The organism is Kitasatospora sp. RG8 (assembly GCF_017813315.1).
Classification (GTDB): Bacteria; Actinomycetota; Actinomycetes; order Streptomycetales; family Streptomycetaceae; genus Kitasatospora.
On record NZ_JAGIYX010000034.1, the window covers coordinates 1 to 21,182 of the forward strand.

Below are 21,182 nucleotides of genomic sequence, written 5' to 3' on the forward strand. Positions count from 1 at the left end.
GCCTCACCGTCCAGGGCATCAACTCCTTCTGGCAGAACGTCGCCCAGGGCGCCCTGCTCGTCATCGCCGTCGTCATCCAGCAGCGCCGCAGCGGAGAACGCGCCGTCGGCCTCCCCGCCTGACCCCGACGCCGGCCCCCGCGCTCCCGCGTCCGCTCCCGCCCGAGGCCGGAGCGGACGCGGGAGCGCGGCCACGTCCGGTCGGGGCCGCAGGCGATCGCCGGCCCCGGACGCCCGTCCGGCGCGCTGCGGCGGATGCCGGCGGTGCTACTTCGCCGGGGAGTCCACGACGACCAGCTCGCCGACGCTCTCCGCCAGGACCGACTGCGCGTCGGGCGGCATCCCGGCATCGGTGATGAAGCAGCCCACCTGGTCCAGTCGCGCGAAACTGCTCAGGCCGATCGCTCCCCATTTCGTGTGGTCGGCCACCACCACGACCTGGCGCGCCCTGGCGATGAATGCACGATTCGTCTGGGACTCGGCCAGACCGGGACTGGTGAGACCTTCCTCCTCGGTGACGCCGTGGGTTCCGAGAATCAGCTGATCGGCGTGGAGCGACATGATCGTGTGCTCGGCGACGGGCCCCACGAGAGCCTGGGAACGGGTCGAGGAGCCTCCGGTCAGGAGAACGACCGGGGCCTGTGCACCCGGTGCGGCGTGACTCCGGAAGAGCACCTCGATCGGAAGCGAATTGGTGAGAATCGTCAGATCGGGGATGCCGAGGAGCCGCTTGGCCACCGCATAGGTCGTCGTCCCGCCGCCGAGGGCCACGACGCTGCCCGGCCGGACGAGACCGGCGGCGGCAGCGGCGATCTCGGCCTTGGCCGTGGACTCCAGCGTCGACTTCGCGTCGAAGCCGGGTTCCTCCGTGCTCCTGGAGGCGGTGACCGCTCCCCCGTGCACCTTTTCCAGGAGGCCCTTCCCCGCCAGTACGTCGAGGTCGCGGCGAATGGTCATGTCCGAAACGTCGAAAGCCGCGACCAGGTCCGCCACCCGAACGGCGCCGTCGCGCTGAACCGATTCCACGATCAGTGCACGGCGCTGCTGGGCGAGCAATCCCTGATCCGCCACGGCACTCCCCGCATTCCCGATGCTCGTTCGACGGGCCGAATATAGCGCAGCGCCCGTAGGCGGTTCAGGGGTCGGCCGTCCGCAGTGCGACGTTCCGGAAACGCCCGGAACGCCGGCGGACACGCCCCTACCGCCCGCGCACCGTCCGAAGCGCGATGCCCCGGTCCCTGCACGTTCCGCCCCGGGCTCCAGCCCGACCGGGGCAGCCCGACTGATCGTTCCGGCCAAAGCGCCCCGTACAGGGTAACCGCTTTCCAGTTCTCCCGCCGTCCCGCGCCCACCGCCCCGCCCACGGGCGCCCCCGACGGCGGATCCACCACCGGCCCGGAGACGGCGACGCGACTGGCACCGAGCAGCCTGGGCACACCGTCCGAACCTCCCCCGGCGGTGACGACCGCACCGCCCGGGCGCGCAGGCCGGCCCCGGACGAGCAGACCCGGCCGACCGTGCTCCGTCCCGCTGCCGGTCCGGCACCGCCCCACGGTGCCCACGGTGCCCTGCCGGAGACCGCGCCCGAATGTTCGAGACGACGGCAGCGAGCAGGGCGTCCTTGAGTTCACCGACTCGGCGCTGGACTCTCCCACCGTGGGAGGGTCCACCATGATGGCGTGCGAGACGAACTCCTCACCATCGGGCGCTTCGCCCGCCTGTGCCGCCTCAGCGTGAAGCAGCTGCGGCACTACGACGAGTTGGGGCTGCTGCCTCCCCTCCGCGTGAACGCCGGCTCCGGCTACCGCTACTACGCACCCGAACAGGCCCGTGATGCCCTGACCATCGCCCTGCTGCGCGAGATGGATCTTCCCTTGGCCGTGATCGCCCGGGCACTGGCTGCCGGGCCTGAGCGCAGGGCCGCGATCCTGCGCGCCGAGCGGGATCGGCTGGCCGAGCGGATCAGCAGGGACCAGGCCCGCCTGGAGATGCTGGAGCGGCTGGCAGAGGGCGGTCTGCCCGGCTACGAGGTGACCCTGGGCAGAGAGCCGGAGCGACGGCTGGCGGTGGTGCGAGCGGTCTGCACCCCCGCGGAGATCGGGACCAGGGTCGAGGAGTGCGTAGGTCGACTGCTGCCCGTGCTCGGCAGGACGGGAACCGCGTGGGAGCCGCCGCTGTGGGGGCTGTACCCGCTCGACCTGGAGGAGCGGATGGAGATCGCCGTCGGGGTGCGGACCCCGCGGGGGAGGCCGTACCCGGCCTGGAATTCGAGGAGCTGCCGGGCGGACTCGTTGCCGAGACCGTGCACATCGGGCCCTACGCGCAACTTCCCCTGGCCTACAACGCACTCTTCGCCGCCGTCCACGAACGCGGACTGCGCCCGCAAGCACCCGTACGCGAGGCGTATCTCGTCGGACCGGCAGAGGCACCACAAGAAGAACTGATGACCCGACTGGTCATCCCCGTCCAGGAGAGCACGGCATGACCACGGTATTGGACATCGACGCCCGCGGCACGCAGCACTGCGAGACGACGGCCCTGGGCGTGCTGCTGCGGCACCAAGGGCTCGATCTGTCCGAGCCCATGCTGTTCGGCCTCGGCTCCGGCCTGTCCTTCATCTACTGGGACGGCAAGAACATGGGCTTCCCCTTCCTCGGGGGACGGGTCAAGCCCTTCGACCTCACCAGAGACCTCGCCACCAGGCTCGGGCTGGAACTCCTGACCCAGGAGACCACCTCCCCGCGCAAGGCATGGGACAACGTGGCGGCCGCCATCGACGCCGGCCACCCCGTCGGACTCCAGCTCGACAGCTACCACCTGGACTACTTCGACTCGAAGGTCCACTTCGGCGGCCACGTCGTCGCCATGTACGGCTACGACGACCACCGTGCCTACCTGGTGGACACCGACCGGCAGGGCGGAGCCGTCTCCACCAGCCTGACCAGCCTCGCCCGGGCCAGGGCCGCGCGTGGCCCGATGACTGCCAGACACCGGTCCTTCGCTCTCACCGCTCCAGGCAACCTGCCCGCCCCGCACGGACGGATCGTCCCCGCCATCACCGCGTGCGCCGACGCCTTCCTCGACCCGCCCATCGCCAACCTCGGCCACCGCGGAATCGAGAAGGCCGGCAGGCTGGTACGCACATGGCTCCAGCGCACCGACAACCCCCAGCGAGATCTGCCGCAGGCCGCCCTGTTGATGGAGAAGGCCGGCACCGGCGGCGCCCTGTTCCGCAACCTCTACCGCGACTTCCTCGCCGAATGCACCGATCTGCTCGACAGCAGCCACCTGCGCACCGGCCACACGCTGTACACCGAGGCGGCCATCCTCTGGACGGAGGTCTCGGCACTGATCAGGAAGGCTGGTGAATCGGGCGACGAGCAGTGCCTCGTCCAGGCCGGCTCGGTCCTCGGCGATCTCTCACGCGTGGAGCGCGAGGCCATGCAAGCACTGAGCCGCCTCGGGAACGAGCCCCCGAGCGTGATCCGGCCCTGAGAGCCTGCAAGAAAGCCTTCGTTTGTCGAAGACCGCCGATCCGACGGCCTGAAGGCCCCCGGAGCCTTCAAAGACTTCCTCGAAAACCCCGGTGGTTCGACAACTCCGGTCCGGCGCCCGCCGGGGGTGGTGGTGTCGCCGCCCGCCACTCCCCGTCCGCGACTCCCCGCCCGTCACTCCCCGCCCGCGCCACCCGCCGGCGCCGTGCTGCCGCGCGCCACCAGGGCCACGCCGAGCGGCGCCTGCCGGGCCGGTGAGGCGCCGTCCGCGATCAGCTGGACGGCGCGCTCGCCGGCCTCCTCCAGTGGCAGACGGACCGTGGTCAGCGACGGCCGGAGGTCCACCGCGAACGGCACGTCGTCGAAGCCGATGACGGACACCTCCTCCGGGACGGCCCGCCCGAGGTCGTCCTGCAGCGCCGTCAGCACTCCGGCCGCCATGACGTCGCTGAGGGCGAGCACCGCCGTGACACCGGCATCGGCGGCGAACAGCCCGAGCGTCGCCTCCCGCCCGCCCGACCGGGTGAAGTCGGTGAACACCACTCTGCTGTCGGGGAGTTCACCCCCGAGCCGGGCCCACGCCGCCCTGATCCCGGCCAGGCGCCGGTGGACGGTGAGCAGGCCCGCGGGGCCGGCGACCACGCCGATCCGGCGGTGGCCGAGCCGCCACAGCTCGGTCGCCGCGATCTCCGCCCCGCCGCCGTGGTCGAGCGGGACGAACGGCTCGATGCCGCGTTCCCCGATGCAGGCCACCTGGCCGCCGTCCGACCGGAACGCGTCCAGTTCCGCCGTGAACCGCTGCGTGAGGTCCCGGTCGACCGAGCCGCTGCCCGCGATCACCAGGGCGCGGGCGCGCTGGGCCCGGAGGCCCCGGACGTACTCGATCTCCAGCTCCGGGTCGCCGGCGGTCGCGGCGATCATGACCATCAGCCGGTGCCGTTTGGCGGCGCGCATGGCGCCGGCGGCGATGGCCGAGAAGTACGGGTCCGCGATGTCGTGCACGAGCAGGCCGACCACGGAGGTCGAGGAGCGGGCGAGGGCCTGCGCCGGGGCGTTGGACACGTAGCCGAGCTCGCGGGCGGCGCCCTCCACCTTGTGGCGCAGCTCCTCCCCCACCGTGCGGGGACCGCCGTGGAGCACCCGCGAGGCCGTGGCGATCGAGACCCCGGCGTGTTCGGCCACGCGCTGGAGGGTCACGGCTCCGGTGGATCGCTTGGCACGGGTGGTTGACCTCGGGTTCGACATGCTCGTAACGTACCGCGGTAAGCGCTTACCAAGAATTCCCCACCCCTCCCCCAGACCGAAGGAAGCCCCATGTCCCGCAGAGTGATCGGCATCGTCATGAACGGTGTCACCGGTCGGATGGGCTACCGCCAGCACCTCGTCCGCTCCGTCCTGGCCATCCGCCAGCAGGGCGGCCTGCCGCTCGGCGACGGCGAGGTCCTGTGGCCGGAGCCGATCCTGGTCGGCCGCAGTGCCCACAAGCTCAAGGAACTCGCCGATCGCCACGGCCTCACCCACTGGACCACCTCCCTCGACGAGGCCCTGGCCCACCCCCTGGCGGAGGTCTACTTCGACGCCCAGGTCACCCCGGCCCGCGAGGCCGCCCTGCGCGCCGCGATCGCCGCCGGCAAGCACGTCTACACCGAGAAGCCCACCGCGGAGTCCCTCGCCGGCGCGCTCGAACTCGCCGCCCTCGCCCGCGAGGCCGGGGTCTGCAACGGCGCCGTCCAGGACAAGCTGTTCCTGCCGGGCCTGCTCAAGCTCAAGCGGCTGGTCGACGGCGGATTCTTCGGCCGGATCCTCTCGGTGCGCGGCGAGTTCGGCTACTGGGTCTTCGAGGGCGACTGGCAGGACGCCCAGCGCCCGTCCTGGAACTACCGCGCCGAGGACGGCGGCGGCATGATCCTCGACATGTTCCCGCACTGGCGCTACGTGCTGGACCACGTCATCGCCCCCGTCCGGTCCGTGTACGCGCACACCGCCACCCACATCCCGCAGCGCGTCGACGAGCAGGGCCGGCCCTACCCGGCCACGGCCGACGACGCCGCCTACGGCATCTTCGAGCTGGAGGGCGGCATCACCGCCCAGATCAACTCCTCCTGGGCGGTGCGCGTCGACCGCGACGAACTGGTCGAGTTCCAGGTCGACGGCACCGAGGGCAGCGCCGTCGCCGGGCTGCGCAACTGCCGCGTCCAGCACCGCGCCACCACCCCCAAGCCGGTCTGGAACCCCGACCTGCCCGCCACCGAGCCCTTCCGCGACCAGTGGCAGCAGGTGCCCGACAACGGCGGGTTCGACAACGGCTTCAAGATCCAGTGGGAGCTGTTCCTCCGGCACGTCGTCACCGGCTCGCCCTACCAGTGGGACCTCCTGGAAGGCGCCAAGGGCGTTCAGCTCGCCGAACTCGGCCTGCGTTCCGCCCGCGAGGGCCGCCGCTTCCCCGTGCCCGACCTGACGCTCTGACCTCCGGCCCCGCACCCCGACACGCTCCGGCCCCGCACCCCGACACGATTGCGTTGACACCATGACCGTCATCGACCTGCCCGGCCTCGGCCGCCACCGGATGTCCGAGCCCACGCACCTGCCCGCCACCGCCGCGCCGGCCACCTCCCGGATCGCGTACGCCGCCGCCCACGTCGTCGCCGACCCGCTCGGCGGCAACGCCGCCGGCGCGCCCGCCGTCGTCGACTGGGACGCCACCCTCGCGTTCCGCCGTCACCTGTGGTCCCTCGGCCTCGGCATCGCCGACGCGATGGACACCGCCCAGCGCGGCATGGGCCTCGACTGGCCCGCCACCCGCGAGCTGATCATCCGCTCCGGCGCGGAGGCCCGCGCCACCGGCGGTCTGCTCGCCTGCGGCGTCGGCACCGACCAGCTCACCCCCGGCGACCACCGCCTCGACACGATCGCCCGCGCCTACGAGGAACAGCTCGCCGTGGTCGAGGACGCCGGCGCACAGACGATCCTGATGGCCAGCCGGGCCCTGGCCGCCAACGCCCGCACCCCCGACGACTACCTGCGCCTCTACTCCCACCTGATCGCCCAGTCCGAGCGGCCCGTCATCCTGCACTGGCTGGGCGAGATGTTCGACCCGGCCCTGGCCGGCTACTGGGGCTCGCCCGACCTCGACAGCGCCACCGCCACCGTCCTGGCACTGATCGAGGAGCACGCCGACCGGATCGACGGCATCAAGGTCTCCCTGCTGGACGCCGACCGGGAAGTCGCCCTGCGCCGGGCCCTGCCCCCCGGCGTGCGCCTCTACACCGGCGACGACTTCCACTACCCCGAGCTGATCAAGGGCGACGAACTCGGCCACAGCGACGCCCTGCTGGGCGTCTTCGACCCGATCGCCCCGGTCGCCGCCGCCGCACTCGGCGCCCTCGACGAAGGGGACCTCGACCGGTACGACGCGCTGTTCGCCCCGACGCTACCGCTCGCCCGGCACCTGTTCGCCGCGCCGACCTACCACTACAAGACCGGCATCGTCCTCCTCGCCTGGCTCGCCGGCCACCAGGAGCACTTCACCATGGTCGCCGGCGCGCAGAGCGGCCGTTCCGTCCCCCATCTGGTCGAGCTCTTCCGGCTCGCCGACGCGGCCGGCGTCCTGCCCGACCCGGACCTCGCCGCCGACCGCATGCGGCGGTTCCTCGCCGTCGCCGCACCGCTCGGCTGAGGAATCCCCCCTCCCGGCCGGTGGCCGCCCCTCCCTCCCCCTGCCCGAAAGGAGCCCGGCACCATGACCGGACTCAGCCGTCTGTCGCTCAACCAGATCACCACCAAGCGGTGGAGCCTGCCCGAGGCCGTCCGGGGCTGCGTGGACGCCGGCATCCCGGCGATCGGCCTCTGGCGCGACAAGGTCGCCGAAACCGGGCTCGCCCGCTCCGCCAGGCTCTGCCGCGACGCCGGCCTCACCGTCAGCACCCTGTGCCGCGGCGGCTTCCTCACCGCCACCGGCCCCGCCGAGCGCCGCGCCGCCCTCGCCGAGAACCTCCAGGCGATCGAGGAGGCCGCCGAACTCGGCACCGACACCCTGGTGACGGTCGTCGGCGGCCTGCCCGACGGCAGCCGCGACCTCGCCGGAGCGCGCCGGGCCGTCGCCGACATGATCGCCGAACTGGCCCCGCACGCCGGTGACTTCGGCGTCCGGCTGGCCCTGGAGCCGCTGCACCCGATGTTCTGCGCCGACCGCGCGGTCGTCTCCACCCTCGGCCAGGCCCTCGACCTCGCCGGGCCCCACCCCGCCGCCCAGGTCGGCGTCGTCGTCGACAGCTACCACGTCTGGTGGGACCCGGCCCTGCCGGAGCAGATCGCCCGCGCCGGACGCGAGGGCCGCATCGCCTCCTACCAGGTCTGCGACTGGACGCTGCCGCTGCCCGCCGACGCCCTGCTCGGCCGCGGCCACGTCGGCGACGGCCACATCGACTTCCGCACCCTCACCGACCAGGTCACGGCCGCCGGCTACACCGGCTGGATCGAGGTCGAGATCTTCAACGAGCGGATCTGGGACACCCCCGGCGAGCAGACCCTGCGCACCCTGGCCGAGCGCCACCTCACCCACGTGGCCGCGTCGTGAGGGTCGTCCTCGCACCGGACTCCTTCAAGGGCACCGCCACCGCCACCGAGGCCGCCCGGGCCCTGGCCGACGGCTGGCGCTCCGTGCGGCCCGGCGACGAACTCGTACCGCTCCCGATGGCCGACGGCGGCGAGGGCACCCTCGACGCGGTGAGCACCGCACACCCCGGCAGCACGCTCCACGAGGTGGCCGGCTGCACCGGGCCGGACGGCGCTCCGGTGACCGGGCGCTACGCCCTGCTCCCCGACGGCACCGCCCTCGTCGAACTCGCCACCGCCAGCGGGCTCCCGCTCCTCGGAGGCCGGCTCGCCCCGCTCACCGCCACCACCCGCGGCACCGGCGAGACCATCGCCGCCGCCCTGGACGCCGGTGCCACGGCAGTGACCGTGGCCCTCGGCGGCTCCGCGTCCACCGACGGCGGCGCCGGCCTCCTCGGCGCCCTCGGCCTGCACGTCCGCGGCCGCTCCGGCGCCCGGCTCCCCGACGGCGGGGGTGCACTCGCCGCACTCGGCAGCATCGACCTGAGTACGCTGCGGGCCGCCCCGCCGGGCGGCGTCCGGCTGCTGACCGACGTCACCAACCCACTGCTCGGCCCGGACGGCGCGGCGGCGGTGTACGGCCCGCAGAAGGGCGCCGGGGCCACCGACACCGCTCTCCTGGAACGCGGCCTGCGCCGGTTCGCGGAGCTCCTCGGAGGCGACCCGGACCAGCCCGGAGCCGGCGCGGCCGGCGGTACCGCGTACGGCCTGGCCGCGGCCTGGGGCGCCCGCATCACGCCCGGCGCGGCCGCCGTCGCCGACCTGCTCGGGCTGGACGCGGCCCTCGCCCGGGCCGACGTCGTCGTGACCGGCGAGGGCCGCTTCGACGCCACGAGCCTGCTCGGCAAGGCCGTCGGCGAGGTGATCGCCCGCGCGGAGCGTGCCGCCGTGCCGGTCCGCGTCGTCGCCGGCGACTCCGCCGACGAACGGGCGCTCACCCTCGTCTCCCTCGCCGGGGACGGCTCCGACGCCGCGCGGCGGGCCGCCCACTGGCTCCTCCGCGCCGGGGCCGCCCTCGCCCGCTCGTTCGATCCGGCGACGGACTGAGCGGGCCGATCCGCGTCCCCGTGGGTCGTGTCACCGGCCCGGCGCTTCGATCGCGGCCGGCTCCTCAGCCGCGCGGGTGCCACCGAACCGGCAGGTGCTTGAGACCGTTCTGGAAGTTCGACACCAGCCGGTCGGGCACCGCGCCGGGGACGAGCGCCAGCCCGGGCAGTTCCGCCAGTACGTGGCGGAGCATCGCCGTCATCTGCAGGCGCGCCAACCGGGCGCCGACGCAGAAGTGCGGGCCGTAGCCGAAACTGACGTGGTCGTTCGGGGTCCGTGTGACGTCGAAGCGGTCCGGGTCCGGAAAGACGGTCTCGTCCCGGTTCGCGGAGGCGTGGTAGACCACCACCTTCTCGCCTCGCCGGATCCGCCGGCCTCCCAGCCCGACGTCCCGTGTGGCGGTGCGCCGGAAGTCCACCACGGGCGGCCAGTGGCGCAGCATCTCCTCGACGGCCGAGGCGGTCGACTCCGGTCGCCGCAGGAGCAGCCGGTACTGGTCGCAGTGGGTGAGCAGGGTGTGCAGACCCCCTGGCAAGGCGTTGCGGACCGTCTCGTTGCCGGCCACCGCGAACAGGAAGAACATCGTCTCGAACTCCGTGGCACTCAGGCCGGCTTCCCGCATGCGGGCGACGATGCTGCCCGGCGGCGGATGTTCGGCGAGGGCGTGGGCGTACGCGAACATGTCGGCGAGGGCCGCGCGGGAGCGCGGGTTGAGCGGGCGGCCGTCGGGGGCGGTGAGGACGGTCGGGCGGTGGTCGAGCGCGGCGCGTCCCATGTCGGTGAGCCGGGACGGGTCGGCAGTACTGGACCGGGCGTAGTCCGGGTCCTGGTAGCCGATCACGCGGTTCGACCAGTCGACCAGCAGCTGCCGGTCCTGCTCCGGCACACCCAGGATCAGGGCCAGCGTCCATACGGGCAGATCGGCGGTGACAGACACGAAGTCGGCCTCGCCGAGCGGGCGGATCCCGGCGACGAGTTCGGCGGCGCGGCTCTCGACGGCGGTCGCCAGCGCGTGCAACGCCCGCGGGGTGAACGCAGCCGCGACGGCCCGGCGCAGCCGGGAGTGATCGGGAGGATCCTGGTTGAGCATCATCGTCCGGGCGAAGTCCAGATCGGCCGCCGAGTCCGGATCGCGGATCTGCGTCCCGCCCAGGTGCGAGGAGAACACCTCCGGCGTGCGCAGCACGTGCTTCACGTCCGCGTGCCGCAGCACCGCCCAGTATCCCGGCCCGGCCGGCCACTCCCCCACCGCCGGCTCCTCCACCCAGCAGACCGGTGCCTCGGCCCGCAGCTCACGGAACAGGTCGTACGGCACGCCCTCGGCGTACGTCCCGGGGAGGAAGAGCCGGTTCGCCCGCGCCTGATCGAAGCCCATACCGACCGACCGTACGCCGCACCCCGGCGGCCGGCCAGAACGCCGGACGCCGCGGCTGCGCCCATCGGTCGCCGGGATCCCGTAGGGTCGGCCAATGGCGAAGTACTTCGACGTTCATCCAGAGTCTCCCCAGCCGCGCACCATCAGCACCGTGGCCGCAAGTATCCGGTCCGGTTCCCTCATCGCGTACCCGACCGACTCCTGTTTCGCCCTGGGCTGCCGGTTGGACAACCGCGACGGCCTTGAGCGGATCCGGTCGATCCGGCGCCTCGACGAACGCCACCACTTCACCCTGATGTGCGTGGACTTCGCGCAGCTGGGGCAGTTCGTCCAACTCGACAACAACGTCTTCCGCGCCGTCAAGGCCGCGACGCCGGGCAGCTACACCTTCATCCTCCCCGCCACCAAGGAGGTTCCCCGCCGGCTGATGCACCCGAAGAAGAAGACGGTGGGTGTCAGGATCCCCGACCACACCGTCACCAGGGCCCTGCTCGCCGAACTCGGTGAACCCCTGGTCTCCAGCACCCTGATCCTCCCCGACGAGGACGAGCCGATGACCCAGGGCTGGGAGATCAAGGAGCGGCTCGACCACGTGCTGGACGCCGTGGTGGACTCCGGCGACTGCGGCACGGAGCCGACGACGGTCGTCGACTTCTCGGGCGGCGGGCCGGAAATCGTCCGGCGGGGGGCCGGCGACCCCACCCGCTTCGAGTGACGGGGGCGGGGCCGGACGGGGCCGGACGCGCCCGCCGGCCCCTGGCCACCGGGCCGCGCGGCCCCGGAACGGTGCCGTGCGGGCAGGAGGGCCGGGGTTGACGCCGTGTCACGCCGGACGGAAGACTCCTCCGGGCATACGAGGAGGCTGCGGAACCGCCGTGATCGAGGAACTGGTACCCCCGCCCGCCACGACGGCGCACGCGTTCACCGACCACGAGGCGGCCGTCACCGCGCTGTACCCGCAGGAGGCCGCCGCCGTCGCGCCGGCCGTGCCGAAGCGCCGGCGGGAGTACGCGACCGTCCGGATGTGCGCGCGGCGGGCGCTGAAAGGGCTGGGCGTGCCGCCGGCGCCGCTGGTGGCGGGCCGGCGGGGTGCACCGCGGTGGCCGGCGGGCGTCGTGGGCAGCATGACCCACTGTCCCGGGTACCGGGCGGCCGTCGTGGGCCGCTCCGGCGACTTCCTGGGGCTGGGTGCGGACGCCGAGCCCAACGAGCCGCTGCCGGACGACCTGCTGGACTTCGTCTCGCTGCCCGGGGAGCGTGCCCGGCTGCGCGAACTGGCGGCCGCCGCGCCGGAGGTCTGCTGGGACCGGCTGCTGTTCAGCGCCAAGGAGGCGGTGTTCAAGACCTGGTATCCGCTGGCCGAGCGCGAACTCGACTTCTCGGAGGCCGAGTTGGACTTCGATCCGGAGGCGGGAACGTTCTCCGCGCGGCTGCTCGTCCCGGGGGTGAGCGCCGGGGGCGTGCACATCGAGGGGTTCAGCGGCCGGTGGCTCTGCCGCGACGGCCTGGTGGTCACCGCGATCGCTCTGGAGCGGCCCGCCGGGCGCTGACGGCCCGACCCGCCCGGCCCCCGACGCGCCCGACCCGCCCGGCCCGCCCGGCCCGCAGTCGGCTCGGGCCCGCGAACGACTCGGCCTGCGAACGGCTCGGCCCGCGAACGGCTCCGGGCCGCTGCCCGTCGGCAGCGGCCCGGAGGACCGGCCGGGGGGACCGGCCGGAGGGAACGACGGGGTCAGCTCGCGCCGGCCGCCGGCCGCGCCGCCGGGTCGGCGGGCAGGGTCCGCGGGTAGCGGCGCCCGTTGAGCATCTTGCCGATCCAGGTCGAGCGGACCAGGTAGTGGTAGCTCAGGAAGAGGATCGGCAGCGCGATGGCCAGGATGAGCGGGTACTTGAGGGCCCAGTTCAGGGGCCAGTCCCGCATCAGGACCTGGAGGGCCATCACCAGGGGCATGTGGATGATGTAGATCCAGTACGACGCGTCCGCGATGTAGCGCCGGACCGGGCTGAAGCCCGAGAAGAAGTGCAGCGCGGCGCCGACGAGGCCGAGCGTCCAGAGCCAGCCCGCCAGACCGTAGCCCAGCGCGCAGAGCATCTTGGTCGAGCCGGTGAGCGCCTCCAGTTCGACGTGGCCGTCGACGGTGACCACCGAGGACTGCGGGTCGAACCCGCCGAGGGCGGCCGTCGCGGCGGTCACGGCGGCCGCGGCGGCGACGTAGCCGATCCAGCGCGTGCGCCAGCCCTGGAGGATCGCGGGGTTCTTCTGCAGGTACCAGCCGAAGGAGAAGGCGACGGCGTAGCCGACCGCGGTCGGCAGCTGGGGCACCAGGTCCGTGTTGGGGGTGGGGAGGCCCTCCCACAGGTGCCACTGGTCGAAGAAGTACAGGCAGAGCGCGACGGGCAGCGCGAGCACGGCCGGCTCGGCCCCCAGGGCGCAGACCCGGCCGAGGAACCGCTCCAGGACGTTGCCCCCGGGCGCGGAGGCCGACGGGGACTCGCCGCCCTTGCGGAACAGGCCGAGCACCTTGTGCCCGACGAGGACCGCCACGTACAGCCAGTACAGCACCCAGAGGAACCAGAGGTGGGCCAGCGGGATGGGCACGATCGCCCGCGTCGGGACCAGGCTGTCCACCGGGCCCTTGATGCCGAGCACCACGGCGACCAGGACCACGTTCGCCGGCAGCACCAGCAGGATGCCGAAGAGCAGCGGCAGCAGGATGCGCTTGCTGCGCTCCTTGAAGAAGCCGCGCGCCTTCAGCCGCCGGTACTGCATGCGGCCGAAGAAGCCCGCCAGCAGGAAGAAGACCGGCATCCGGAACAGGTGGATGACGAAGTAGGCCAGGGCGAGCGGGGAGCTCGGGGAGTTGTCGACGATCGGCCAGCCGGTGTAGTGGAAACCGGGGATGAAGGAGAGCGTCCCGTGCAGCACCACGCCGAGCAGCAGCGCGAACCCGCGGAGCGCGTCCAGGCCGTGGTACCGCTCGGAGGGTGCCTTGGCGGGGGCCGCGGCCTGCGCGGGTATCTTCTGGCCAAGGTCGACTGACGGGCTACCAGTCTTTTGTTTCATGATTTCCTCGCCGGGGGAATCGGTCGCGTCGGAGGATCGGTCGCGTCGGACGGTGGACGGGTGGTGCGTGCCGGTTCGGTCCCGGGGTCACTTCTCCTGCGCGGCCGCGGCGGCGCTCTCGTTCCGGCGCGGGCTGCCGGAGCCGGCGCTCCGCCCGAGGTCCTGGAAGTTCTTCGTCGCGATGTTCAGGCAGAACGAGGGCGAGATGCGGAAGAGCCACCAGAACAGCTTCCAGAATCCGGGGACGACGATGACGCCCTGGTTCTTGGCGACGGCGTCGAGCGCCTTCCTGGCGAACTCCTCCGGGGAGATCGGCTTCTTCTCCTCCCACATCGCCTTGGTCTGCTCGCCGCTCACGCCCTCGACCTGGCGGCCGTACGCGCCGCCCTCGATGAACGGGGTCCGGATGACGCCCGGGCAGAGCACGCTGACCCGCACGCCCAGCTGCGCGGCCTCGGCCCGCAGGTTGTGCGAGAGGCCGACGACGGCGTGCTTGGTGGTGACGTAGGAGGTGGTGCCGGGGCTCGGGACCAGGCCCGCCATGGAGGCGGTGTTCACGATGTGGCCGAAGCCCTGGTCGATCATCACGTTGTAGGCGGCCTGGACGCCGTTGACGGTGCCGCCGAGGTTGACGTCGATGACCCGCCGCCAGTCCTCGATGCGGTAGTGCCGGGCGCCCGCGCCCATGCCGTGGCTGATGCCGGCGTTGTTGAACAGGTAGTCCAGGCGGCCGGTCCGCGCGACCGTGCCCTTGACCAGCTGGGCGAACTCGGCGTGGTCGGTGACGTCCAGCCGCGCGGCGACGGCCTTGCCGCCGGTGGCCCGGATCGCGGCCGCCACCTCCTCGGCCTGCTCCAGCTGGAGGTCGGCGAGGACCACCTCGCAGCCGCGGGACGCGAGGTCCTGCGCCAGTGCGCGGCCGATGCCCGACGCGCCGCCCGTGATGATCGCGGTCGCGTCCTTGTAGATTCTGATTGCGCTGCTCTGCGCTGCCATGACCGGTTTTCCCTCCAGGACTCCGATGGTCGGCCCGGGTCCGAGGCCGTCAGCCTCGGACCGAAGCCGTCTGCTCCTGAAAATCGCTCATCGATTTCAGGTTGTTTCCGAAACGGTTGATGGTGCTGGTCTGCACAGAGCCGCTGCCCGGCGGAAGGAGGTACTTCACGAAGGTCGCGAGCGTGGCGCTGGGCCCGAGGTCGATGAAGGTCGCATCGGTCTCGGCGGTCATCGTCCCGATGGTCCGCGAGAACTCCACCGGGTTCCTCATGGCCGCCCAGATCCCGTCCGCCGTCACGGAGTCGACCGGGCCCGCCGTCGTCGAGGAGACGATCGGGATCTGCGGCGGCGCGAAGCCCAGGCCGCCGAGGAGGCTGCGGACCTCGGGCTCGACGGGGTCGATGAGCTCCGTGTGCACGCCCCAGTTGACGGGCAGCCGCTCGCAGAGCACGCCCTCCCCCCTCAGGGCGGCCTGGAGGTCGTCGATCCGCGCGGCGTGCCCGCTGACGACGAAGTTGCCGTCGAAGTTGCGGCCCGTCACCCAGGTGCCGGCGAACAGGGCCGCGTGGGTGTGCAGGAGTTCGGGCGGGCCGACGATCGCCAGCATGCCCGCGCGCGGCGTCCGGTCGGCGAGCAGCCGCGCGAAGTCCACCGCGAAGGAGATGCCGAGCTCCAGCGGGAAGACCTCGGCGACCACGGCCGCGGTGATCTCCCCCAGGCTGTAGCCGAGCAGGAAGTCCGGCCGGTAGCCCAGCTCCTGGACGACGCGGGTCAGGCTGTACTCGACGCAGAGCAGCGCGGCGTTGGAGTCCGCGAGCGAGTCGAAGGGATCGCTCTTCTGCCGGGCGGGGTCGAAGACCGTGTCCAGCAGCGACTTGCCGAGGACGGGCGAGGCGATGTCGTCGCAGTGGTCCAGCCAGAGCCGGTAGCGCGGGTGCTGCTCGTACAGCTCGCGCGTCATGTGGAAGTACTGGGAGCCCTGGCCCGAGTACATGAACACTATGGGTTTGGTCATCGCCGGTGCTTCCCAGGGGTGTCGGTCGTGGGCGGGCCCGCGGCGGCGTTCGGGGACGCCGCGGCGGTCAGCATTTCTGCAGGCAGATCGCCGAGCTGATCCCGCCGAACCCCATGCTGAGGCTGACGGCCGTCTCGAACGACCAGGGTTCCGCCTCCTCGCGCACCCAGGCGAACGACGGGTCCACCGGGTCGGCCAGGTTGCGGGTGGGGTGCAGCTTCTGCTCGCGCATCTGCAGCAGCGTGACCACGACCTCGACGGCGCCGGCGGCGGTCAGCCCGTGGCCGGTGATCGACTTCGTCGCGTTGATCCGCGCACGGGTGAGGCCGACCTCGCGCAGCGCCCGCAGCTCGGTGTCGTCGCCGGTGGGCGACCCGGTGCCGTGCGGGTTGACGTAGTCGACCGCGGAGGCCGGGATGCCCGCCTCCGCCAGCGCCGCCCGGACGACACCGACCTCGCCGTCGAACGACGGGTTGGGGTTGCGGTTGCCGTCCATCGCGGTCGCGCCGCCGCCGAACCGCGCGTACGGCGCGGGGTGCCGGCGGGCTCCCTCCCGCTCGACCACGACCGCGGCGCAGGCCTCGCCGAAGACGAAGCCGTCCCGCCCCCGGTCGAACGGGCGGCAGGCGGCGGCCGGGTCGTCGGCCCAGCGGGTCGAGCCCATGGCGCCCATCGCCCGGAACGCCAGGCACTCCCAGTACGAGAGGTCCATCAGCGCGCCCATCGCGATGCAGACGTCGACCTGGCCGGACTGCACCGCCCGGACCGCCTGGAGCACGGCGAGCAGGCCGCTGGCCGAGGCGCCGCCGAGCGTCTGGGCGAAGCCCCGGATCGGGAACGCCTCGGTGCAGAACCCGCACAGGTCGGTGTCCATGAAGGCCATGCCGTACGTCGGGCGCAGGAACTCGGGGCGGTCCGCGTGCCGGGCGTGGAGCTGCGTCAGCTCCCGCTGCTGGACGTTGGAGCCGCCGATGACCAGGCCGATGCGGCGCGGGTCGGCGTCGTCCAGCCCGGCCTCGCGCCACGCCTCGTCCAGGGTGGCCAGGGCCGCCCGCGAGGACAGCGAGGCCGTCCGCAGGGCCCGCGGCGGGATGGCCGCGGGCATGGTCAGCTCGGCGATCTCGGCGCCCAGGAAGGACGCCTCGGCGCCGTCCGGCGTCCCGGCCGGGGCAGGCGGCACCTGCCGGCCGGGACGCTTCAACGTGCCGAAGGCGTGGCGGCCGCCGAGGAGCGCGGCGGTGAAGTCGCCCTTGCCCTGGCCCACCGCGCTGGTGACGCCGAGGCCCGTGACGACGACGCGGGTGTCAGGAGTTCGACTTGCCATGGATGAGCTCCGCCAGTTCGCCGATGTTCTTCGCGTTCGCCAGCTCGGACAGCGGGATGCTGACCTCCAGCGACTCCAGCGTCATCATGAGGATCTCGGCCCGGTCGATGGAGTTGGCGCCGAGCTCCTTCAGCGAGTCGGCGGGGTCGAAGGCGTGCTCCTCCAGCTCCGGGAGCACCTCGCGGGTGTGCTCGACGATGAGCTTGAAGACGTCCTGGTTCGACGGCATGGTGTCGCTCTCCTAGTACTGGGAGGTGATGAGGTCGCGGACCTCGGGCTGGTGGAAGGTCTTGTCGTGCATGGCCACCTCGCGCTCGATGTAGCGCGGGAGCTCCGCGCGCAGCTCGGCCACCAGGTGGTCCTTGAGCGTGATCAGCGAGAGTCGCGGCTTCTCGGCCAGCGTCTCGGCCAACTCGACGGCGTAGGGCAGTACTTCGGCGCGCGGGAGGACGGGGAAGGGGATTCCCCGCTCCTTCAGGTCGCGGCCGTAGTACGTCTTCGCGGAGAGCAGCATTTCCTCGCCGAGGCTGAAGCCGAGCTTCTTCGGCAGGATCAGCGTCGCCCCCATGCCCGGCGTGAAACCGTAGCGCATGAAGTTGGTGGTGTAGATGCTTTCCTGACTGAGGATCACGAAGTCGGAGAAGAGCCCCATCGCGAAGCCGCCGCCGATGCCGTGGCCCTGCATCGCGGAGATGACGGGGACGGGGCAGTCCAGCGCCAGGCCGTAGATGTCGGAGTCGGTGAAGCTGATCTGCCGGTCCTGGATCTGGAGCAGGCTCTCCTTCCGGCCGCCGCTGGCGAAGTAGGTGCCGTAGCCCGTGAGGATGACCGCCTTGCAGCGCTCGTCGGCCTTGACCCTCTCGAAGGCCTCGCTCAGACCGATGATGAGCTGGTCGGAGAAGGTGTTCTTGTGCTCCTTGTCCTGCATGGTGATCTGGACCACGGAGGGTCCCAGCTGGGTGTAGTCGACGGCTGCGCCCGGCATGCCCTACTCCCCTTCCCAGGGAAACTTCCCTGTGTTCACGTAGCGCGCGATCTTCTGCAGGTTCTCCCGGTCGGAGAACACCTCACGGTTGGCCTCGACGGCCTTCTCCCGGGAGGGGATCAGGATGTCGTCGAGGTTGCGCAGGTACTTCTTGTAGCGGGCGACACCGGTCTTGGGCAGGTACCGCAGCCGCAGGATGTGCTTGCGCAGCAGGTTGCCGCTGTTCTCCTCGGCGGCGTCCACCAGCTGCCAGTCCACCGCCTGCCGCGCGGTGAACGGCTGGGTGGTGAGCGTGATGTAGTTGGCCCGGGCCGGGCCGACCTTCCTGATCAGGAAGGGCAGGACGCAGGCCGGCATCAGCCCGAAGAGCAGCTCCGAGAGGCTGAACACCGACCTGTCCTCGCACACGACGATGTCGCAGGCGGCCACGAAGCCCAGGCCGCCGGCGTTGACCTTGCCGCGGACGTGCGCGATGGAGACGAACGGGCCGAGGGCCAGCGAGAGCCAGAGGTCGTACAGGGCCTCGGCGTGCGACTTCTCGTGGCCGCCGCTCTCCTGGGAGCCGAGCTCCCGGAAGTCGGCGCCCCAGCAGAACACCTCGGGCAGGCCTTCCAGGACGAGGACCTTGGCGTGCTCCTCGCAGTGGCGCACCACGGCGGTGCACTCCTCGACCAGCCGGCGGTTGATCGCGTTGTCCGCGTCGGGCCGGTGGAGCTGGAGGAAGCAGATCTCGTCCTGGAACCTGACCTTGACGGTCTCGAACTCCGCGGTGTTCAGGACAGCCACTCGTACTCCCGGTGGAACTCGTTGATCCGCTTGAGGAAGAGGAGTTCCTTGCCGAGCGTCTTGCGCGCCTCGGGGACGATGCCGGTGTCGAGGACGGCGTTGCGGGTCCCGAACTTCACCGCGTGGTTGGTGCGCAGCAGCATGTCGTACTCCGGCATGCTCAGTTCGTAGCGCTTGTCGAGGTGCTTCTCGATCTCGAAGCGGCGCACGTGGTCCTGGCTCTCCTGGCGGACGACGCCGCTGAAGAACTCCGAGCAGCAGCCGGAGCCGTAGGAGAAGACGCCGACGCGCTGCGGGCTGGAGAGGTCCGCGTTGTCGATGGTGCTGGCGAGCGAGAGCATCGTGGTCGCGCCCATGACGTTGCCGACGCGCTGGCAGTACGTCAGGCCCGGGTGCATCCGGCGCTGGAAGTCCTCCTCGATCGCCGCCGGGCGCGCCTTGACGAACTTGCGCATCAGGTTGCGGTGCGCGCCCTTGATCATCCCGCCGAAGGGCGTGTGGAAGGCCAGGTAGCCGAAGCTGTTCACGAAGTCGACGTCGCCGACGCGCCGCTGGTACTCCAGGAAGGCGTTCTCGCAGCAGTCGAGGTAGGAGAGCAGCGACAGCTCCGCGTTGCCGGCCTCGCTGTCGGCCAGCGGGCGGCAGGTGTCCATGACCTCGTGGCCGTAGTAGCCGCTGGCGCCGACGTCGATCTGGAAGACGTTCGGGGTGTCGCTGATGAGCATCGCCACGGCGCCGGCGCCGCCGCTCGGCTCGGCGAATGACCAGTCCTCGGAGAGCGCGTCGCCGCCCTCCGCCACCATGAACCGCGTGATGTCGGTAGCGATGACCAGGGCCTTCGCGCCCGGGGAGGTCTGCGCGAGGATGAAATTGGCCGCCATCTGCAGGGCCGCCACGCCGGAGTAGCAGGCGTTCTTGATCTCGAAGAGGCGACAGTTGCGGTTGAGCCCGAGCAGGCTGTGGAAGTACGTGCTCATGGACTTGCCGAAGTCGAACGCCGACTCGGTCGCGGTGATGACGAGCTCGATGCGGTCCCGCTCCTCGGGGGACATCGCGTCGATGATGGGCTTGGCCGCGTTGACCCCGAAGGTCACCGGGTCCTCGTACGGCAGCGCGACGGTCTTCTCCTTCATGAGGAGGTTGTCGAACCTCGCGGTGTCGAGCCCGCGGTGGATCGCCAGCTTCTCCACGTTGACCTGGCAGGTGCCGGCGAAGACGTTCATCGCTTCGATTCCGACGGTCGTCATCTTTTCTCTCCCTGGGACTTACTGGTCGGCTCGGGCCGGTTCGCTGCGCTAGTTGATGGGCTCGATCTCGGTCAAGTCGAAGTAGCCCCGGTAGCCGTTCATGTAGACGGCCGGACGGTGCCCGAAGAGGACGGTCGCCTCGGTGGCGGTCTGCAGGTTCCCGTAGTCGCCGGTGGTGGACTTGACGAGGGTCCCGACCGGGTACGCGTCGTTCCACCGGCGGACCAGTTCCGCCGCCGACTGGCGGGGCTTCGCGGCGACCGCCGGGCGCGGCCTGGCGGCGGGCGCCGAGTGCCGGACAGGGTTCGGGATCTCGCGGCGGATCTTCTTCACCAGCTTGGTGAGGACGTCGCCGTGGCCGATCTCCTCGAACTCCATTCCCTCGTAGCCGAGGAGGTGTTCCACGGTGTCGGTCCACCGCACCGAGCTGACGATCTGCTTCGCCAGGTTCTCCTTGACGAGGTCGTTCTCGTAGGGCCTTCCGGTGACGTTCGAGACGACCGGGATCCGCAGTTCGGAGAAGGGGATCCCGGCGAGGAACTCCTCGAACTCGGCGCGGGCCGGCTCCATGTAGCGGGAGTGGAAGGCGCCGCTGGTGTTCAGTGCGACGAAGAGGTGGTTGCCCGTCTGGAAGTGCGGCTGTGCGGCCTTGATGTCCTCGACCAGGCCAGAAATCACGATCTGGGACGGCGTGTTGTAGTTCGCCAGGTCGACGGAGGTGAGGCCGTTCTGCTCCAGGACGGTTCTGATCTCCTTCTCCGAGGCGTTCAGCACGGCCGCCATGCCGCCGCCGGAGGCCTGGGCCATCAGCTCGCCGCGCTTCTTCACCAGCCGCAGGCCGGTCTCGAAGTCGAAGCACTCGGCGGCCAGCAGCGCGTTGAACTCGCCGAGGCTGTGGCCGGCGACGAAGTCCGGCACCTCGCCGCTCTCGCGGAGCTTGCGGTAGTAGGACAGGGCGTTGACCACGTACAACGCGGGCTGGGTGTACTCGGTCTGGTTGAGCAGGCCCTGGGGGTCCTCCAGGCAGAGGGTCTTGACCGAGTAGCCCAGGATCGAGTCGGCGGCCCGGGTGAGGTCCTCGAACTCGTCGAAGAGCGAGCCGCCCATTCCCTTCCGCTGCGATCCCTGACCGGGGAAGACGTACGTCCGCATGGAGAACCCTTTCTCGTCTTTCGGTGTGTTGGCGATGGCCGCCCGACCGCCCGGCTGCTCTGCCGCACGGTTGCCCGACCGCTC

At 71.7% G+C, this 21,182-nt stretch carries 20 protein-coding genes and 1 pseudogene; 9 read left to right on the forward strand and 12 right to left on the reverse strand.

The genetic code is table 11. The features are described from left to right. Nucleotides 1-266: 266 nt before the first annotated feature. Nucleotides 267-1,070: a DeoR/GlpR family DNA-binding transcription regulator gene (locus tag J5Y04_RS34700; protein ID WP_209416526.1), complete on the reverse strand. Its 804-nt coding sequence runs from the start codon at nt 1,068-1,070 to the stop codon at nt 267-269. A gap of 662 nt (nt 1,071-1,732) precedes the next feature. Between J5Y04_RS34700 and J5Y04_RS42455 the strand changes: the two are divergent. From J5Y04_RS42455 to J5Y04_RS34710, 3 genes and pseudogenes are all read left to right on the forward strand, one after another. After that, nucleotides 1,733-1,840, forward strand: a pseudogene (locus tag J5Y04_RS42455) (MerR family transcriptional regulator); the annotation flags it as partial. A 461-nt stretch (nt 1,841-2,301) separates the two neighbouring features. Continuing rightward, a complete protein-coding gene (locus tag J5Y04_RS42460) occupies nt 2,302-2,484 on the forward strand; it encodes a GyrI-like domain-containing protein (protein WP_307853457.1) in 183 nt (60 codons plus the stop codon). After that, nucleotides 2,481-3,494, forward strand: coding sequence for a BtrH N-terminal domain-containing protein (locus J5Y04_RS34710; protein WP_209416527.1), 1,014 nt, complete (start codon nt 2,481-2,483; stop codon nt 3,492-3,494). The genes J5Y04_RS42460 and J5Y04_RS34710 overlap by 4 nt, the downstream gene beginning before the upstream one ends. Nucleotides 3,495-3,667: 173 nt before the next feature. Here the strand turns inward: J5Y04_RS34710 and J5Y04_RS34715 are convergent, their stop codons facing one another. Further along, the gene (locus J5Y04_RS34715) at nt 3,668-4,738 is read right to left on the reverse strand and encodes a LacI family DNA-binding transcriptional regulator (protein ID WP_209416528.1); all 1,071 of its coding nucleotides are present in this window, start codon (nt 4,736-4,738) and stop codon (nt 3,668-3,670) included. 69 nt (nt 4,739-4,807) lie between these two features. On the opposite strand from J5Y04_RS34715, the gene J5Y04_RS34720 reads away from it, so the two are divergent. The 4 genes from J5Y04_RS34720 (at nt 4,808) to J5Y04_RS34735 (ending at nt 9,154) form a co-directional block, all read left to right on the forward strand. After that, on the forward strand, nt 4,808-5,959 hold the full coding sequence (locus J5Y04_RS34720) for a Gfo/Idh/MocA family protein (protein ID WP_209416529.1): 1,152 nt from the start codon (nt 4,808-4,810) through the stop codon (nt 5,957-5,959). Between the two features lie 61 nt (nt 5,960-6,020). Next, nucleotides 6,021-7,169, forward strand: coding sequence for a dihydrodipicolinate synthase family protein (locus J5Y04_RS34725; protein ID WP_209416530.1), 1,149 nt, complete (start codon nt 6,021-6,023; stop codon nt 7,167-7,169). A 63-nt stretch (nt 7,170-7,232) separates the two neighbouring features. Next, nucleotides 7,233-8,069, forward strand: coding sequence for a sugar phosphate isomerase/epimerase (locus J5Y04_RS34730; protein ID WP_209416531.1), 837 nt, complete (start codon nt 7,233-7,235; stop codon nt 8,067-8,069). Beyond that, nucleotides 8,066-9,154, forward strand: coding sequence for a glycerate kinase (locus tag J5Y04_RS34735; protein ID WP_307853458.1), 1,089 nt, complete (start codon nt 8,066-8,068; stop codon nt 9,152-9,154). The genes J5Y04_RS34730 and J5Y04_RS34735 overlap by 4 nt, the downstream gene beginning before the upstream one ends. Nucleotides 9,155-9,218: 64 nt before the next feature. Here the strand turns inward: J5Y04_RS34735 and J5Y04_RS34740 are convergent, their stop codons facing one another. Next, nucleotides 9,219-10,529, reverse strand: a complete 1,311-nt coding sequence (locus J5Y04_RS34740) for a cytochrome P450 (protein WP_209416532.1) — start codon at nt 10,527-10,529, stop codon at nt 9,219-9,221. Between the two features lie 94 nt (nt 10,530-10,623). Between J5Y04_RS34740 and J5Y04_RS34745 the strand changes: the two genes are divergently transcribed. Together J5Y04_RS34745 and J5Y04_RS34750 are read left to right on the forward strand one after the other, a co-directional pair. Then, nucleotides 10,624-11,244 (forward strand): L-threonylcarbamoyladenylate synthase, encoded by a 621-nt coding sequence (locus J5Y04_RS34745; RefSeq protein ID WP_209416533.1) that lies wholly within the window; start codon nt 10,624-10,626, stop codon nt 11,242-11,244. A gap of 160 nt (nt 11,245-11,404) precedes the next feature. Beyond that, on the forward strand, nt 11,405-12,079 hold the full coding sequence (locus J5Y04_RS34750; RefSeq protein ID WP_209416534.1) for a 4'-phosphopantetheinyl transferase superfamily protein: 675 nt from the start codon (nt 11,405-11,407) through the stop codon (nt 12,077-12,079). Between the two features lie 182 nt (nt 12,080-12,261). Here the strand turns inward: J5Y04_RS34750 and J5Y04_RS34755 are convergent, their stop codons facing one another. The 9 genes from J5Y04_RS34755 to fabD form a co-directional block, all read right to left on the reverse strand. Next, complete coding sequence (locus J5Y04_RS34755; RefSeq protein ID WP_209416535.1) at nt 12,262-13,593, reverse strand: acyltransferase family protein; 1,332 nt, start codon at nt 13,591-13,593, stop codon at nt 12,262-12,264. 87 nt (nt 13,594-13,680) lie between these two features. Next, on the reverse strand, nt 13,681-14,589 hold the full coding sequence (locus J5Y04_RS34760; protein WP_209416536.1) for an SDR family oxidoreductase: 909 nt from the start codon (nt 14,587-14,589) through the stop codon (nt 13,681-13,683). Between the two features lie 49 nt (nt 14,590-14,638). Then, nucleotides 14,639-15,604, reverse strand: coding sequence for an acyltransferase domain-containing protein (locus tag J5Y04_RS34765; protein ID WP_209416537.1), 966 nt, complete (start codon nt 15,602-15,604; stop codon nt 14,639-14,641). Between the two features lie 67 nt (nt 15,605-15,671). Then, a complete protein-coding gene (locus J5Y04_RS34770; protein WP_209416538.1) occupies nt 15,672-16,928 on the reverse strand; it encodes a beta-ketoacyl synthase N-terminal-like domain-containing protein in 1,257 nt (418 codons plus the stop codon). Further along, nucleotides 16,909-17,157, reverse strand: a complete 249-nt coding sequence (locus tag J5Y04_RS34775) for an acyl carrier protein (protein ID WP_148641266.1) — start codon at nt 17,155-17,157, stop codon at nt 16,909-16,911. Before J5Y04_RS34775 ends, J5Y04_RS34770 begins: the two co-directional genes overlap by 20 nt. 12 nt (nt 17,158-17,169) lie before the next feature. Further along, entirely contained in the window at nt 17,170-17,913 is a 744-nt protein-coding gene (locus J5Y04_RS34780) for a polyketide synthase (RefSeq protein WP_209416539.1), read from the reverse strand. Nucleotides 17,914-17,916: 3 nt separating this feature from the next. Then, the gene (locus J5Y04_RS34785) at nt 17,917-18,699 is read right to left on the reverse strand and encodes an enoyl-CoA hydratase/isomerase (protein ID WP_209416540.1); all 783 of its coding nucleotides are present in this window, start codon (nt 18,697-18,699) and stop codon (nt 17,917-17,919) included. After that, the gene (locus J5Y04_RS34790; RefSeq protein WP_148641269.1) at nt 18,687-19,946 is read right to left on the reverse strand and encodes a hydroxymethylglutaryl-CoA synthase family protein; all 1,260 of its coding nucleotides are present in this window, start codon (nt 19,944-19,946) and stop codon (nt 18,687-18,689) included. The genes J5Y04_RS34785 and J5Y04_RS34790 overlap by 13 nt, the downstream gene beginning before the upstream one ends. A 48-nt stretch (nt 19,947-19,994) precedes the next feature. Continuing rightward, a complete protein-coding gene (gene fabD / locus J5Y04_RS34795) occupies nt 19,995-21,098 on the reverse strand; it encodes an ACP S-malonyltransferase (protein ID WP_245206065.1) in 1,104 nt (367 codons plus the stop codon). Nucleotides 21,099-21,182: the final 84 nt, after the last annotated feature.